Source organism: Abditibacteriota bacterium (genome assembly GCA_017552965.1).
Taxonomy (GTDB): domain Bacteria; phylum Armatimonadota; class UBA5829; order UBA5829; family UBA5829; genus RGIG7931.
This window is the reverse complement of the sequence record JAFZNQ010000027.1, coordinates 33723-48846: the sequence shown is the minus strand read 5'-3', so window position 1 is coordinate 48846 and position 15124 is coordinate 33723. Positions and strand designations below refer to the sequence as shown.

Sequence of the window (15124 nt, the reverse complement as noted above, 5' to 3'; positions counted from 1 at the left end):
GTAGTCGGCGTGGCCCGGGCAGTCAACGTGAGCGTAGTGCCGGTTGGCAGTCTCGTATTCGGCATGATAGATGTTGATGGTCACGCCGCGCTCTCTTTCTTCGGGAGCGGAGTCGATCTTGTCGTAAGGCTGATACTTGGCCCAGCCCTTAGTGGACAGCACTGCGGTCATGGCAGCGGTCAGTGTGGTCTTGCCATGGTCAACGTGACCGATGGTACCGATGTTGATATGGGGCTTCGTTCTTTCAAATTTTTCTTTAGCCATTTTTTCCTCCAGTAGCATAGAAACAGAGAGCTATTGGTCTCTCAGAATATTCCTGACACATTCTTTATAATTATATCACAGGCGCCCTTGGTTTGTCAATCAGTCAGCCGGTCAAATATCTACATAAGACAGGACCACCGTATTTTCGTCCCGGCCGTTCATCTCCAGCCTGAAGATACCGGTCCTGGACAGGCCCGACATTCTGGAGTTGACCTTGCTCTGGGTCAGGGCGGAGGTCACGTGGATAAAGAGGTCTCCGTCCTTCGACTCCCAGTCAAACATACCGTTGTAGAGGCTGTCCTGCAGACAGCTCACCACACAGGCCGTCTCAAAAGCCGTGGGCACGCCCCTGATGACGTATTCGTATCTCAGCTTGTCGCTGATCGTTGGGTCGTATTCCCCGGGAGCCTTGCCCTCCAGCGCGTTGGCCACCGCCTCGTAGCCCATGTCCCGGCAGGTCCGGGCCAGCGTTTTGCCGTCGCCGGACTTCTGCCCCGCATCGGCTCCGGCTGCCATCAGCGCCGCCGCCATTTCGGGCCGGTTCATCATGGAGGCTATATATACGGGAGTCTCGCCTTCCGCGGATATGCCCACGGACACTCCCTTAGCTATGAGCAGCTCCGCAGTCTCGGCGCTGCGGCTGTTGTAGGCGGCTCCGTGCATGGGGGTGTAGTTGGCCTTGGACACCGGGGCGGGATCAGCTCCCGCGTCCGTCAGAGCGGCTATGATCTCCGGCGGACAGTATTTGGCAGCCTGCATCAGCAGAGTGATGCCGTCCCCGGTCTTTGCGTTGGGGTCCGCTCCCCCGGCCAGCAGCAGGGGCAGGGTCTCCCCGCCTCTTTTGACCGAGGCAAAAGCGGCCTCCGGGTCCCCTTTGACTTCGGCGCCCTTATCTATGAGCAGCTCTACAGTGTCCGCCTCCCCGAACCAGACCGCAAAGAGCAGCGGGCTCCCCGCCGGGGACCTGTGGTTCGGGTCCGCTCCAGCGTCCAGCAGCAGCCGGGTCAGGGGCAGATGACAGGCGGGATCATTGGCAAGATACAGATTGACAAAGAGGTTTTCCCTGTCGTCCGGCCTGGCCCCTTTTTCCAGCAGAGTCCGGGTCATATCCTCTCTCCCGCCGGACACTGCGTAATAGAGGGCGCTGAAGCCGGAGCCGTCCTTTTTGCCCGGATCCTCGGTCTTGTCTGCCAGCAGGGCAAACACTTCCATGGGCGCATTCTTTTCCGCAGCGTATATGAGGGGCGTGCGGCCCGCTCCGTCGGTGACGTTGGCGTCGGCCCCCTTCCCTATGAGCATGGCCACGGCGTCGGCTCCCGCCAGAACGGCGGGAAATATGGGCTCGGCCCCCGAGTCGTCCTCCGCGGACACGTCTGCTCCGGCCTCTGCGAGGGCGGCGGCGCAGTCCACTCTCCCGGCGGACAGAGCGTAGAAGAGAGGGGTCTCTCCCCTGTTGTTTCTGTGGTCCAGCTCAGCCCCCTTCTCCAGCAGCAGCGGCGCCATGGCCGCCACGGCGGAAAACAGGGGCGTGTTGCCGGTCAGGGTCTTTTGGTTCGGGTCGGAGCCCTTGTCAAGGAGCAGCCTGCCGGCTGCGGGACCGGCGAAAAAGAGAGGGGTCATGCCGGAATAATCCGAAGCGTCCGTGTTGACGACCCGCCCAAAGAGGTCCTCCAGCGCCGGGACTGCGTCTGCCTGCGCAATTGTAAACACAGCGTTTCTGCCGCTGTGGTCCAGAGCCATGACGTCCGCTCCCACGCTTGTCAGGAGCCCGACCATCTCGGCGGAACGGGCATAAAACAGAGGAGTGGCCCCGCTGTGGTCCCGGGCGTTCACGTTGTCGGGTGTCGCTTCGGCCCGGGCCTTTTCTATGTCGTCCGCCAGCACTGCCGCCACCAGAGGAGAAGGGGCGGGGGCATAGGACGGGCTCTCCTTCATGATCTCCAGATAGGAGGGATTGTATTTCTCAGCCAGACTCACGGGAGTGGAGCCCTCCAGATCCTCGGAACGGGTGTCGGCCCCGGCGTCACAGAGCAATTTGATGAGGCTCTCCCTGCGGGGCATACGGGAGGCCACCGCCAGGGGAGAGAGGAGCATATTGTTTTTCATGTTGACGTCGGCGCCCTTTTCTATGAGCATGGCAGCCGCTTCCGGGCTGATGAGAGACAGCATGAGAGGGGTATCTCCGCCGCCGTTGCGTATATTGACGCCGGCGCCCCTGTCCGTAAAGAGGGTGATGAGCTCGGTCCGGGACAGACTGGCTGCCACGTGGAGAGCAGTATTTTCCTTCAGGTCCACGGGAGCGTTGATATTGAGACCCTTGTCCAGTATCAGGCTGCACATCTCCGTGTTGCCGGAGCTGATGGCCGCGCCGATGATGTGAGACCCGTTGCCGTTCAGAGCCTGATAATCTATCAGCCCCGAAGAATTGAGGGCGGCCAGTATCCGGTCCTTGCCCGTCAGCATAGCCAGCTCTATGGGCAGGCGGCCGTCGGTGCCCGTGGGGGCGTTCATATCCGCGCCCGCGTCAATAAACAGCTGCAGCAGCTCCGGCTTGTCCGAATCTATGGCCAGACTGAGAGGCGAGTTGCCGGTGGTGTCGGTCTTGTGGACGTCGGAGCCCGCAGAGAGCAGCATGGAGATCACGTCGGACATCTGCTCGGCCACGGCCCGGAACAGAGGGGTCCTGCCATAGGCGTCCTGGATCGACACGTCAGCCCCCTTGTCCAGCAGCAGACGGGTAAAGGCGGCGCTGCTGCGGGCAGCCTCGCACAGCGGGGTGTTGAGAGCGGCGTCCCGGCGGTTCACGTCGGCTCCCGCTCCTATGAGCTGCTCAGCCAGCCCCAGAGCGCCGTCTCCCGCAGCCACACAGGCTATGAGAGGCAGGTCGCCGGTCTCGGCGGGCAGATCCACGTCTTCCGGCAGGGCCGCAGCCGCCGCTTCATAGTCTCCCTTGTGTATCAGGGCGATCAGGTCGTCGGAGGTGTTGGCCTGCAAGGACAGAGCCAAGGCTGTCAGCGCCAGGAGCAATACTATCCTTTTCACTCGGCTTCTCCCGTCCTGTCAAAAAAGCTCCGTCCCAGACGGCTGATATACGAATATCCGGACAGCTCGTCCAGCCAGACCCGGGGGATACCCTGCTCGCCGTAGAGAGCTCCCAGCAGGGCGCCTGCCACGCAGGCGTTGGTGTCGGCGTCTCCCCCCTTGTTCACTATCTCCACTATGGGAGTCCGGTAATCCTCGTAGTTCATCAGGGCGCTGACGGCCACCGTAAGGCACAGATAGGTGTAGCCGCTCCTGCAGGGCACTGCCAGTGTCATATCCCTGATGGGCCTTTCCCTGCCCAGGGTGACCGCTTCGTCAAACTCCTCGTCGTTGAAGCTGTCTGCCAGAGAGTCGCACATGAGCTCATAGGCTTCGGAAGGGCTGTTGCCGTGGAGCAGGCCCCACAGGAGCACGTTCTGGGCCAGGCAGGACAGGACGCATCTGGGGTCATAGTGGGTGATGCGGCATATATCCCGGGAGGCCTTCATCATGGCCTCCGTATCGTCGTAGAAGAACAGGCTCACGGGAGCAGTGCGCATAAGGCCGCCGTTGCCGGCGCTGCTTTTGCCCGTGGCCTCCCACTCGTATCTGGCGGCGTCCCGGACGTCCTCGCCCTTTCTGATGCGCTCCAGCACGCTGCTGGTGAGGTTGCCTATATCATAGCAGCTCCTTTTCCATTCCACGAATCTGGCTGCTATGTCCTCAAGGTCCACCCCGTCGCAAGCCAAAAGGGATTCGGATATGCATACGGCCATTTCCGTATCGTCGGTGTATTCACCGGGCTGATAGCTCAACAGGGGATTGGCATAATAGGTGTCCACGGTCATGCCGAAATTGGCGGGTATATCGCTTTCCCGCATGAACTCCGTGCCCATTCCCAGGGCGTCCCCCACCGCCATACCCAGCATGCTGCCGGTAAATCTGTCCAAAAGCTTCATAGCGACCTCCTAAAAATATTTTGCATATATACGCAAGCCCCTGTTACCCCTGTATCGGGGGTCCATAGGCCTGCCTCCCTCCGCCAGGGAGTCCAGGTCTTCCCGGCGGGCAATATCGTCATACGTCACCAGCAGGTAACGGGGATGTTCTTTGAGGGTCTTCTCCAGAGCCTTTCTGTCGGCGGGCATGGCCACCTGCCTCTCCGCCAGCAGAGGAAAGTTCACCTGCAGGGGATGCAGCCGGTAGCTGACAAAGGCTATGTCCTTCGACATGGAGGGTATCTCCAGATCCCTGCACAGGATATAGCCTGTGGTCCCCAGCAGATCACTTTTGGAATCCACCTCGTCCTTCAGGGTGTCCGGATCCAGAGCCAGGACGGGCAGGAGCAGGACCACCAGCAGGAGAAAGCCTCCCGCCTGAGCCGCCAGAGCCGGAGCGGGCCCGGCCTTTTTCTTCCACAGGGCCAGCGCTGCCCAGAACGCAAGCCACAGGCCTGCGGCCCCGGCTATCGCCTTGACTGCCGGGCCCTGATAGGTCAGCAGATGGGGAGCGGCGGCCACAGCCCCTCCCAGAACCAGCGACAGGACCACGTTGGCGGTGAGGGCCGCGGCGCCGGCCTTGCCGGGGCGATAGCGGTCCAGATACCTGCCTATGAGCACAGCCGCCGGCGGGAACACGGGGAAGATATACCCCGGCAGCCTGGAATTGATCAGCATGAACATAATGAGCAGGCTGACTATCCACACCACCAGAAACAGCTCTTCCGGCCCGGTCTTTTTGCGGGCGGGCATACAGGCCGGGATCAAAAACAGGCTCCAGGGCGCCATGCCCAGCAGGATGACTGCAGGATATATCAGAGGGTTGTAGCCGTGGGCAAAATCCTTTCCCAGAGCCCTGGTCAGATTCTGGTGGACAAAAAACTCCTGATAGAATCGTCCGTCCGCGGCTCCCGCCAGCGCATACCAGGGGACCGCTATGGCCAGCATGACCAGCAGCCCCGCCAGGGTATATCTGTCAAACATAAAGAGGAGCCGCTTTTTGGCGGCGAGAAAGCACAGGACCGGCAGTCCCACTATGCCGAAGGCCACGGGCCCCTTGGTCAGGAGGGCCAGACCCAGACAGGCAAAGGCCGCGATGATCCACTGCTTTTTCAGGAGCTTCTGATAGCAGAAGAAAAAGACAAACAGGGACAGGCTGCACCACAGGGTCAGCAGCATGTCCATAATGGCCATTTTTGCCAGAGCGCAGGTCAGGAGCGACAGGGCAAAGGCCGCGCCGGCCCACAGAGAGGCCTTTTTTCCGAACAGGCGCCGGCCGGCGTGCATCACCAGCCACAGCAAAGCCAGGGCAGCCCCTGCGGACACCGCCCTGTAGCCAAAGAAGCGGCCGTCCATGCGTATGGGACCCAAATTGTCCGTGAGCCGGGCGCCCCGGAAAAACACGTCAAAAAAAGCGCAGGAGGCAGACTGGAGCCAATAGACCAGCGGCGGCTTGTCAAAAAAAGGGCTGCCGTTGTAGGTGGGGATCAGATAGTCCCCGGAGGCCGCCATTTCCTGAGAGGCTGTCATATACATGGATTCGTCCAGCCCCATAGGGGGTATATTGGCGTTGAAGGCAACAAACAATACCAGTGCCGCAAGAAACACATAGCCCCGCCGGCGGGCAAACGATCTTTCTGTCATGACCACCTCCCATAAACCTCATATTTATTATACCACAAAAAGAGGTCTCGTCTCCGTACCTGAAAAAAGCCGCCTTTCCGGCAAGGAGCCGGGAGGGCAGAAAACCGGGGCAAAAAAAACGCTCCCCTTCCCGGGGAGCAGTGGCGTCACTGGTCAAAAGCCGCCGCGGCCGCCTCAGGGGTCGGTGTTGAGAAACCCTTCTTCCAGCCCCGCCCAGCCCATGGCGTTCTCCCTGATCCTGTTTTTCCCGTTGCTCCACAACACGGAGGCGCCGGGGGCCTTCGCCCGGGTCAGATTCGCCTTCAGATCCCGGGAATGGAGCCGGACCATATACCGGACCACGAGCCCGTTGTCATAGGTGATCTCGGCCTGAAAGTCGTCCAGCATCCTGCCGCTCTTCAGGGCGGGGACCTGCTGTCCCTCTTCGAGGATGCCGTCTGCGGCAAAGGATCTGAGATATTCGTCCGCCATCACGGCGCCCTTGTCGTCAACAAAGATATATACCGCGCCGCAGTCGGTGAGCACGACGTATTTGCAGCCGGATCCCCTTTTCTCCGCTGTCCGCACGTCCAGGACCTTTGCGACGGAGGAGGCCCAAAGGGTCTTTCCGCCGGCGTCCCTGAGCGCTGCAAGAGTGTCGGTGTAGTCCCGGCGGGTCCAGAACTCCGGCAGGCCGGCATCCCGGGCCTTCAGGTATTCCTCTTTCTTGCCGGAGATCGAAAAGGTGTCGAGATACAGCCCTTCCGCCGCCTGACGGCGGCTCAACAAGCCAAAGCTCTTTCCGAAAGCCTGAGGAGACTCCAGATAGATATATGCAAAATGGTCCAACAGGTCGCTGGACCGGCCGGGGTTGATGATAACGTCCTCCGGGGTCACGGTATATACGGAACGTTTGTCGAACCGGCACACGTTTTTGGTCAGGCCCCCGAAGCTGTAAACGCTCACGGTATATACCCCTGTATCCGCCAGATGCCGGGTGTCGGGCTGCATAAAAACGGGCATCTCCTTCCACCTGTCATAATTGCCGTGGCGAAAGCAGTCGATCCTTCCTTTCACACAGTCCTTTACCACAAAGCTGTCCGATTTGCGGCGTTCTTTTCCGTCATAGGGGTCCGGAACGCGACCGGGTCCGGCGGTAAAGGGGACGAATGCCGGCAGGGTTTCCCGATACACGGGCTTTTTGGAAGTGTCGGAGTCCGTATCCCAGGCAAGATATTTCGTATCGATGGGCTTTTTCCCGTTGTACCACACCACCGAAGCCGCGGGGTATCTGTCCTTGTTTTTGTTGTTTATATAATCCTTATACGACAGCAGGAGCCGCCAGTCCGCTTCGGCGCCGTCCGCATACTGTATGCGCACGATATTGTCCGAGAGCAGCTGCGCGCTTACCGGGGCAACCGGAGCGCTCTTCGGGTCCGGCGGGAAAAAGTAAAAGCTTTTTTCATAAGTGTAGTAAACAGGCGAGCCGTTATTATAAGAAAGAAAAGACACGCCGGCAGTGGAGATCAGCGCGTAGCCGTTGTCCTTTTTTTCGGCCTTCAGAAAACGCGTTTCCGAAGAGGACCACAGCACCTTTCCCGAAGAGTCCTTCAGGACCTCCAGATCCGTATTGAAGCCCAGAGGCGGCGCAAGGACCGTTCTGCGCTCCCTCACGGCGCGTTCACAGTCTTCGATATACTTCTTCGACTGCCGCTGTATATCCCAGCGTTCCAGCCGGAGGCCGGCTCCGGGAGAGGCAGTCTCTCTGAGCCTGAACTTCTTTTCAAAGTCTGCCGGGTCCTCGCGGTAGAGTCGGGCGAAATGATCGCCGATATCATACATCACGTATTTCGGGTGCTCATTGACAGTCACGTCATAATGGGTCTTGTAGGACTCAGAGTCCGACAGCTTGGCAAAGGTGATCCTGTTCCGGACCTCATTGCCGTTTTTGTAAACGTTCACCGAATACAGTCTGAGATCGGGGAGAAGCTTTTTGGAAAACAGGATATCCGGCATATCCCACAGCTTGTCGGAATTATCTCCATCGACGTCGAGATAGACCAGCTCGCTGTTTTCTCTCTGAAACAGCACTTTTATACTGTCCTTGGTTTCGGGGATGGTGTAGTCGTTCCCGGGCATGGGCATAAAGATGGGAGCCGAGTCAACGTGGGCGCGGGCAGAGCTGTCGGCAACAAGGACCCTGCCTCCCGGCTTCCCGGACCGATCGGCGCCATTGGGGGCAAACCTGACCCAGCAGAAAGCGCTGCCGGCCGCGGCAGCAACGCATACGACGCCGCACACAAGCAAGAAAGACGAAAATCTGTTCATAGCATATTCCTCCGGGTCTTCTGTGGCAGATATATGTTGCGGAGACCCTATGCAGTCGTAAATATTATAACACAAAAGTTACTTGGTTGCCTGTTTTTGCCACAGCGCCGGCCAAAAATCTATTTTGCCGGCAGCTGTCTTTTGTTCCCGAGGCTTATCCGCCCCCACATGGCTTCGCAGCCGGCGGGGCCCGTCAGCACTGCTTTCACGGTGAGGCTTTCGGGCCTGTCCCGGGTAGTCATAACGCTTCGGACGTCCCACTCATACACGCCCGGCTCCTTTATCTCCGGAAAAGCATATGCTTTGCCCTCCGCGTCTATCTCCACCCGGGTCGATGCCCCCTCCGACAGCTCCGGCAGGGACACGGTGAGCCAGGGATAAAGCCCCGGGTTCACTGTCCGGGTCTGGGCCGCAAAGGCCCTGCCGCCGGCCTCCGAGCGCTGGAGTATGAGGCCGTCGTCCTCCAGATAGTCCTCCAGCCGGCAGTTCTCCGTCTGCTGCCAGCTCGACGGGCTGTTGAAGTCCTCGCTGAAGCCGTAATCGGCCCCCGCCGCCCATTTGGTATAGAAATCCTTCATGACTATGGCGGAGGGCTTCAGGGAGCCGTCAAAGCGCACGCAGCCGTAATATCTCTGGGCGTCCTGCCACAGGGGAACGGGATAGTCCAGCAGGCACCAGCTCAGCACGCCCTCCACTCTGTAACGCTCGTAGCCCGTGAGGCATATACCGTAGCGGTAAGCCTGGAGCCGCTCTGTCATATCGGCGGTGCCCAGCTCGTTCTTGTCATCCCGGCTGGCCCAGCCGTATTCCCCCACTATCACGGGACGGGAGGGGGCGTATTGCCTCATCATAGCCACGGTGCCCCCTATGCGGGCAAGCCCCTGCTCCCGGTAGTCCTTCCAGGGGGCGTAGTCGTGAAAGTGGGAGGTGTCCGGAACGATGATCTGGGACAGCTGGTATATCTCGTAGCAGAGGCCCACGGTGACCGGGTGTTTGGGGTCCAGGCTCTTGAGATAGGGAAAGTCACTTGCGATGAACTCTGCGGTCTGCGGATCCCCCAGAGGTCCCCCCACGGCTCCGCCGGGCTCGTTGATGAGGTCCCACATGAGGATGCGGCCGTCGTTTTTATACCGGCGGGCGAAGGAGGCTATAAAGGCGCGCCGGACTTTTTCGTCCTTGTCCCGGAGCCCCTCGAAGCAGGGTATCAGCTTTATTCCGTGCCTGTCCGCCGCCGCCAGCAGCTCCTCGAACCGCTTCAGCATAGCGGGAGTCACTTCTCCGTCGGCGGTGTTGTAGCCCCGGTCAACGTCGAAGAAGAGGAAGGTGCGCACTGTGTTCACTCCCAGTGAGGCAGCCAGGGCCATATCCTTCTCATAGGTCCCCGCAGGTGTCTTGTCGCTCCACATGTCTCCCCAGGGGGTCAGGGCCGGATAGTAGTTGGTGCCGCGTACGGACAGAGGCCCAAGGGCCGTCTGCCCCCAGAGGCAGCCGGCAGCAAGCAGAACCATGATGACAAGTATAGTTTTCATAATGCCCGATCCCTTAACGCTCTTGCGCCGATATAATACGGAAAGAGCCACCCGAAAGGTGGCTCGCTCTTTCAAACACTTTATATGGTTTTTAACTCTTTTTCCTTGGCCTGACAGGCCTTGTCCAGCTCGGCGATATACTTGTCGGTGAGCTTCTGGATCTTGTCCTGCTCCCGCTTCAGATCGTCTTCCGTGATGGCGGCGGCCTTCTGCTCCTTTTTCAGAGCTTCGTTGGCGTCTCTGCGTATGTTGCGGACAGCCACCTTGTGCTCCTCGGATTTCTTCATGAGCTGCTTGATGATGCCCTTTCTGGTCTCCTCGGTAAGAGGAGGGATGGACAGACGTATAGCCTGGCCGTCGTTGGTGGGGTTGATGTTCAGCTCCGATGCGAGGATGGCCTTTTCGATGTCCTTCAGCGCCGAAGCGTCGTAAGGCTTGATCAGTATCATGCTGGGGTCGGGCACCGAGATGGAGGCTATCTGATTGATAGGCATATTGGTGCCGTAGTAGCTGGCCTCAATGCCGTCCAGCATCCTGGCGCTGGCCTTGCCGGTGCGCAGAGTGCCGAAATCGGCGACGGCAAACTCCACCGCCTTTTTCATCTTGTCTTCAGCTTTAGAGATAACGTCGTTGGACATAGTGTTTACTCTCCTACAAAGGTACCTACTTTTTTCCCAAGGGCTGCGTTTTTGATGTTGTCCTCGCCCCTGATGTCAAAAACGATGATGGGCAGGCGGTGATCCCGGCACATGGAAAATGCTGTGGAATCCATGACCTTGAGCCCCTTTTCCAGAGCCTCGGCGCAGCTGATGGAGTCGAACTTCACGGCGGAGGGGTCCTTTTTGGGATCAGCCGTATATACTCCGTCCACGTTGGTGGCCTTGAAGAGCGCTTCTGCGCCGATCTCCAGAGCCTTCAGCGCGGCAGCCGTGTCAGTGGTGAAGAAGGGATTGCCCGTGCCTCCGCCAAAGAGCACTATCCTGCCCTTTTCCATGTGTCTCACGGCCTTTCTCTTGACAAAAGGCTCGCAGACCTGGTTCATGGTGATGGAGGACTGGACCACGGCGGGGGCGCCCAGATTGGTAAGGGCGGCCTGCATGGCCATGGAGTTCATCACGGTGCCCAGCATGCCCATATAGTCGCCGTCGGTGCGGTCTATGCCCTGGCCCTGAGCCGTGGCTCCTCTGACCAGATTGCCCGCGCCTATGACGATGCCTATCTGGACTCCGGTGTCCCAGGCCTTCTTGACCTCCATGGCTATGCTGCGGACGGTCTCGCCGTTGATACCGACCTTATCCGGACCGGCAAAGGCCTCGCCCGACAGCTTCAGCAGTATGCGCCTGTATGCCATCTTAGTTCTGCTCGCCTACTCTGAAGCGGACAAAGGCGGCCAGGGATACGTCGTAGCCCTTTTCCTTGGCGTAGCCGGCTATGAGCTGGGCGATGGTCATCTTTTCGTCCTTGATGAAGGCCTGCTGGGTGAGGCAGATATTGGCAAAGAACTCTTTTCTCAGGCGGCCTTCCACCATCTTTCTGGCTATCTCTTCGGGCTTGCCCTCTTCCTTGGCTCTGTTGATCTGGATCTCTCTCTCCTTCTCCACCTCTTCGGCGGGAACGTCCTTCACGTCCAGATATTTGGGAGCGGTCCAGGCAGCGTGCATGGCTATATCCTTGGCCAGAGCCGCGGTGTCCGGGTCGGCGGCAGCCTCGGCGCTGCCGCAGGACAGCTTCACTATGACTCCCTTCAGTTTGTCAAAGTGGACGTAGCCGTCCAGAGCGTCCTTCTCCCCTGCCTTCATGGTAGCAAATCTGGGGCAGTCGATCTTTTCGCCTATGCGGGCCATGGTGTCGGTGATGCTCTCGGCTATGGTCCTGCCGGAAGCGAGCTTTTGCTCCTTCAGAGCATCCAGGTCGCCCTCAAAGCCGCAGGCCTTGTCGGCTATATCCTCGGCCAGCTTCACAAAGTCTTCGTTGGCTGCCACGAAGGAGGTCTCGCAGTTCAGCTCGGCCATGCTGATGGCGTCGCCGTTCTTTCTGATGACCAGCACGCCCTCGGCTGCGGTCCTGTCCACTCTCTTTGCCGCTACGGCAATGCCTTTTTCTCTCAGTATGGCGATAGCCGCCTCAAAATCGCCGTCGGCCTGTGTCAGGGCTTTTTTGCAGTCCATCATGCCTACGCCGGTCTGTTCTCTCAGTTTTTTTACGTCTGCTGCAGTAATTGCCATTGTATCTGTCCTCTCTATATAACTGTAAGCGGAGAGGCTTTGCTGCCGCTCCGCTGCATTTGTCCTATTCTTCGGTGTCCGCTGTCTCGGGAGCCGCCTCTTCTGCTGCAGGAGCAGCCTCCTCTTCAACGGGAGCTTCGGCTACTTCGGTGATGGGAGCTGCCGGGGGAATGGTCGGGATCTCATCGGCGACCTCGGGCTTTTCCTCATCCTCGGCAGGCTCTTCGCCTACTTCCTCACCCTCGGTGGCGGGAGCGATGACCTCGTTGATGGACTCTGCCATCTTGGTGCAGATGAGCTTGATGGCTCTGATGGCGTCGTCGTTGCCGGGGATCACGTAGTCCGCATCATCGGGATCGCAGTTGGTATCCACTACGGCCACGATGGGGATCTCCAGTCTGTGGGCTTCGGCTACGGCGTTCTTTTCCTTTTTCAGGTCCACCACGAACATGGCGCCGGGCATACCGGGCATATTCTTGATGCCGCCCAGGAACTTTTCCAGCTTGTCCATCTGCTCCTGCTTCAGGGAGGCTTCCTTCTTGGTGAGGCGCTCAAAATCGCCCTCTTCCTTCATCCTCTCCAGCTCGGCCAGCTTGGCGATGCGGCTCTGGATGGTCTTGTAGTTGGTCAGCATACCGCCCAGCCAGCGCTGGTTCACGTAGAACATGTTGCAGCTCTTGGCCGCGGTCTCGATGGCCTCCTGGGCCTGCTTCTTGGTACCTACGAACAGGATGTGCTCGCCCTTGGCAGCTATATCCTGTATGAAGTCTCTCGCCTGCTCAAACAGCTTCAGGGTCTGGTGCAGGTCGATGATATATATACCGTTGCGGCCGGCATATATATACCGCTTCATCTTGGGGTTCCATCTGTGAGTCCTGTGACCGAAATGCACGCCGGCTTCCAGGAGCTCTTTCATAGTAACTTGAGCCATTTTTTCCTCCAAAGGTTAGATTCATCCCATGCCGTCTTCCCGTTATCATACCTCGGAGAGGCACCTTTTAACCGTCGGGCATGGTGATTGTGGCATTCTATTTTATTATATCAAAAGCCCCGCCAAAATGCAAGAGCCGCCCTTCCTTGAAAAACAGGGGTATTTTGTAATATAATAACTATTGATACCACACATTCGGAGGCGACAATTGGAAGAAAGGCGAATTCCCGAGGATGAGCTTATAGAAGTCAGAAAGCAAAAGCTGGAAAAGATGAAGGAAATGGGCCGGGACCCCTTCCGGGTGGAGCGGTGCCCGCGGTTTGCCTGCATCACCGACTCCCAGAACCGGAAGCTGGCGGACATTTCCTTTGAGAGCAACGCCCTTAAAGCAGAATTTGAAAAGCTGGAACAAGACGGTTCCGACAACGTGATCACCGCCGGCTACGCCGGCCGGATCACCGGTATGCGCCTTATGGGCAAGGCAGCTTTTTGCACAGTGAGCGACCGCTCCGGCATGCTGCAGGTCTATCTGCGCAAGGACGACATAGAGGACTATGAGATGGTCAAGCTGCTGGATATGGGCGACTTCATCGGGGTGGAAGGCTTTCTCTTCCGTACCAAGACCGGCGAGGTCAGCCTGCACGCCCGCAGCCTGACGGTGCTGGCCAAGGGCCTGAGGCCCATCCCCTTCGGCAAGGAAAAGGACGGCCAGACCTGGAACACCATGAGCGACGTGGAGCTCAGGTACCGCCAGCGCTACGTGGACCTGGTCATCAACCGGGAGAGCAGAAACATATTCATGCTGCGGTCAAAGATAGTGTCGGCCATGCGGGAGTTTTACGAGTCCAGAGGCTATCTGGAGGTGGAGACCCCCGTGCTGCAGTCCGTGGCCGGCGGAGCCGCCGCCAGACCCTTCCTGACCCATCACAACGCCCTGGATATGGGGCTCCATCTGCGCATCAGTCTGGAGCTCTATCTGAAGCGCCTCATAGTGGGCGGTCTGGAAAAGGTGTTTGAGATAGGCCGCGTGTTCCGCAACGAGGGCATAGACACCCGGCACAACCCCGAGTTCACCCTCATGGAATCCTACGAGGCCTACGCGGACCTGGACGACGTGATGCAGCTGGTAGAAGACATGCTGCGCTTCATAGCCGTCAGGGTCCACGGCAAGGCGGCCTGCATGTACGACGACGAGGAAATAGACTTTTCCAAGCCCTTCCGCCGGCTCCCCATGCTGCAGGGCATAGAGGAATACGCGGGCGTCAAGCCCGAGGCCTTCAAGAACCTCGACAGCGCCCTGGAAGCCATGAAGAGCCTGGGGCTCAGTACCGAGGGCGAGACCATGGTAGGCGGCATCATCGAAAAGATACACGAGCGCTTTGTGCAGCCCCGGCTGGTGCAGCCCACCTTCATCACCGACTTTCCCACGGAGAACTCACCTCTGGCCAAGATGCGGGCGGACGACCCCTCCCTCACCCGCCGGTTTGAGCTCTATATAGCCAAGCAGGAATGCGGCAACGCCTTTTCGGAGATCAACGACCCCATAGACCAGAAGGAGCGGTTCATACTCCAGGCTCAGCAGCGGGCCGCCGGCGACGAGGAGGCCCATCCCATGGATGAGGACTACATCCGGGCCCTGGAATACGGCATGCCTCCCTGCGGCGGCTTTGGCATGGGCATAGACAGGCTGGTGATGATACTCCTGAACCAGAAGTCCATCCGCGACGTGCTCCTCTTCCCTCAGATGAAGCCCGAAGCCGGCGAAAAGGGGCCCGAGCTGCCCTTTGCCGAGCCGGAGCCCGCCGAGATAGACTTCTCCAAAGTCAGGACGGAGCCCCTCTTTGAGGACCTGGTGGACTTTGAGACCTTCTCCAGGAGCGACTTCCGGGCCGTGAAGGTGCTGGAGTGCGAAGCGGTGAAGAAGTCCAAGAAGCTCCTCAAGTTCCTGCTGGACGACGGCAGCGGCACCCCCAGGACCATCCTCAGCGGCATCCATCCCTTCTACGAGCCCGAGGAGCTGGTGGGCAAGACCCTCATCGCCATCACCAATCTGCCTCCCAGAGCCATGATGGGCATCGACAGCTGCGGCATGATCATCTCCGCAGTCCATGAAGAAGAGGGCGAGGAAAAGCTCCACGTGCTCATGGTGGATCCCCGGATCCCCGCGGGAGCCAAGCTCTATTAGTCACACAGCGACGGCGGCTC

At 59.1% G+C, this 15124-nt stretch carries 11 protein-coding genes; 1 reads left to right on the top strand and 10 read right to left on the bottom strand.

All coding sequences use genetic code 11. The features are described 5' to 3' along the window. From tuf to rpsB, 10 genes are all read right to left on the bottom strand, one after another. A partial coding sequence (gene tuf / locus IK083_03445) for an elongation factor Tu (GenBank protein MBR4748611.1) occupies positions 1–264 on the bottom strand: 264 nt, incomplete at its 3' end. Between the two features lie 111 nt (positions 265–375). Further along, positions 376–3306 (bottom strand): ankyrin repeat domain-containing protein, encoded by a 2931-nt coding sequence (locus tag IK083_03440; protein MBR4748610.1) that lies wholly within the window; start codon positions 3304–3306, stop codon positions 376–378. Further along, a complete protein-coding gene (locus tag IK083_03435; protein MBR4748609.1) occupies positions 3303–4244 on the bottom strand; it encodes an ADP-ribosylglycohydrolase family protein in 942 nt (313 codons plus the stop codon). Before IK083_03435 ends, IK083_03440 begins: the two co-directional genes overlap by 4 nt. Before the next feature lie 9 nt (positions 4245–4253). Continuing rightward, positions 4254–5927, bottom strand: a complete 1674-nt coding sequence (locus tag IK083_03430; GenBank protein ID MBR4748608.1) for a glycosyltransferase family 39 protein — start codon at positions 5925–5927, stop codon at positions 4254–4256. 174 nt (positions 5928–6101) lie between these two features. Next, entirely contained in the window at positions 6102–8234 is a 2133-nt protein-coding gene (locus tag IK083_03425; GenBank protein ID MBR4748607.1) for a hypothetical protein, read from the bottom strand. A 119-nt stretch (positions 8235–8353) separates the two neighbouring features. Continuing rightward, a complete protein-coding gene (locus IK083_03420; GenBank protein MBR4748606.1) occupies positions 8354–9763 on the bottom strand; it encodes a cellulase family glycosylhydrolase in 1410 nt (469 codons plus the stop codon). An 80-nt stretch (positions 9764–9843) separates the two neighbouring features. Continuing rightward, positions 9844–10401 (bottom strand): ribosome recycling factor, encoded by a 558-nt coding sequence (gene frr / locus IK083_03415; protein ID MBR4748605.1) that lies wholly within the window; start codon positions 10399–10401, stop codon positions 9844–9846. A 5-nt stretch (positions 10402–10406) separates the two neighbouring features. Then, the gene (locus IK083_03410; protein MBR4748604.1) at positions 10407–11114 is read right to left on the bottom strand and encodes a UMP kinase; all 708 of its coding nucleotides are present in this window, start codon (positions 11112–11114) and stop codon (positions 10407–10409) included. Between the two features lies 1 nt (position 11115). After that, the gene (locus IK083_03405) at positions 11116–11988 is read right to left on the bottom strand and encodes an elongation factor Ts (protein MBR4748603.1); all 873 of its coding nucleotides are present in this window, start codon (positions 11986–11988) and stop codon (positions 11116–11118) included. 64 nt (positions 11989–12052) lie between these two features. Then, positions 12053–12919 carry a 30S ribosomal protein S2 gene (gene rpsB / locus IK083_03400; protein MBR4748602.1) on the bottom strand — a complete coding sequence of 289 codons (867 nt, stop codon included), beginning with the start codon at positions 12917–12919 and terminating at the stop codon, positions 12053–12055. A 271-nt stretch (positions 12920–13190) separates the two neighbouring features. On the opposite strand from rpsB, the gene lysS reads away from it, so the two are divergent. Further along, positions 13191–15104 (top strand): lysine--tRNA ligase, encoded by a 1914-nt coding sequence (gene lysS / locus IK083_03395; protein ID MBR4748601.1) that lies wholly within the window; start codon positions 13191–13193, stop codon positions 15102–15104. The last annotated feature ends 20 nt before the right edge of the window (positions 15105–15124 follow it).

Coding starts and splice junctions, on each gene's coding strand:
- IK083_03435 (MBR4748609.1), bottom strand. CDS start 4,244: ATGAAGCTTTTGGACAGATTTACCGGCAGCATGCTGGGTATGGCGGTG.
- IK083_03430 (MBR4748608.1), bottom strand. CDS start 5,927: ATGACAGAAAGATCGTTTGCCCGCCGGCGGGGCTATGTGTTTCTTGCG.
- IK083_03425 (MBR4748607.1), bottom strand. CDS start 8,234: ATGAACAGATTTTCGTCTTTCTTGCTTGTGTGCGGCGTCGTATGCGTT.
- IK083_03420 (MBR4748606.1), bottom strand. CDS start 9,763: ATGAAAACTATACTTGTCATCATGGTTCTGCTTGCTGCCGGCTGCCTC.
- frr (MBR4748605.1), bottom strand. CDS start 10,401: ATGTCCAACGACGTTATCTCTAAAGCTGAAGACAAGATGAAAAAGGCG.
- IK083_03410 (MBR4748604.1), bottom strand. CDS start 11,114: ATGGCATACAGGCGCATACTGCTGAAGCTGTCGGGCGAGGCCTTTGCC.
- IK083_03405 (MBR4748603.1), bottom strand. CDS start 11,988: ATGGCAATTACTGCAGCAGACGTAAAAAAACTGAGAGAACAGACCGGC.
- rpsB (MBR4748602.1), bottom strand. CDS start 12,919: ATGGCTCAAGTTACTATGAAAGAGCTCCTGGAAGCCGGCGTGCATTTC.
- lysS (MBR4748601.1), top strand. CDS start 13,191: ATGAAGGAAATGGGCCGGGACCCCTTCCGGGTGGAGCGGTGCCCGCGG.